This window comes from Klebsiella sp. K5-204, from assembly GCF_030128585.1.
In the GTDB taxonomy this organism is placed as follows: Bacteria; Pseudomonadota; Gammaproteobacteria; order Enterobacterales; family Enterobacteriaceae; genus Klebsiella; species Klebsiella quasipneumoniae.
In genome coordinates this window covers 1-854 of sequence record NZ_JAKUZS010000038.1, presented here as the reverse complement: position 1 = coordinate 854, position 854 = coordinate 1, and the positions used below count along the sequence as shown (strand labels likewise).

General features: G+C 54.7%; 1 protein-coding gene. It reads right to left on the bottom strand.

Features of this window, described 5'->3' with window-relative positions; all coding sequences use genetic code 11:
* Positions 1–854: elongation factor Tu (tuf, locus tag MKR05_RS26885; protein ID WP_029780788.1), on the bottom strand; the 854-nt coding region annotated here is incomplete at both ends.

Genomic DNA, 854 nt, shown 5'->3' with positions numbered 1-854 from the left:
TGACGGCCGCCTTCGTCTTTGGACAGAATGTACACTTCAGATTCGAACTTGGTGTGCGGGTTGATGGTGCCCGGCTTAGCCAGTACCTGACCACGTTCGATTTCTTCACGTTTGATACCACGCAGCAGAACACCTACGTTCTCACCAGCACGGCCTTCGTCCAGCAGTTTGCGGAACATTTCAACGCCAGTACAGGTGGTTTTCGCGGTTTCTTTGATACCAACGATTTCAACTTCTTCACCCACTTTGATGATACCGCGCTCTACACGACCGGTAACAACGGTACCACGACCGGAGATGGAGAATACGTCTTCGATCGGCAGCAGGAACGGCTTGTCAATCGCACGCTCTGGTTCCGGGATATAGGTATCCAGGTGGCCAGCCAGTTCGATGATTTTCGCTTCCCACTCTGCGTCGCCTTCCAGCGCTTTCAGAGCAGAACCACGAACGATCGGAGTGTCGTCGCCCGGGAAATCGTACTGAGACAGCAGTTCACGAACTTCCATCTCAACCAGTTCCAGCAGCTCTTCGTCATCAACCATGTCGCATTTGTTCAGGAACACGATGATGTACGGAACGCCTACCTGACGACCCAGCAGGATGTGCTCACGAGTCTGCGGCATCGGGCCGTCAGTCGCAGCAACAACCAGGATCGCGCCGTCCATCTGCGCAGCACCGGTGATCATGTTTTTAACATAGTCGGCGTGGCCCGGGCAGTCTACGTGCGCGTAGTGGCGAGTCGGGGTGTCATATTCAACGTGAGAGGTGTTGATGGTGATACCACGAGCTTTTTCTTCCGGCGCGTTATCGATCTGGTCGAATGCGCGAGCGGAACCACCGTAGGTTTTAGCCAG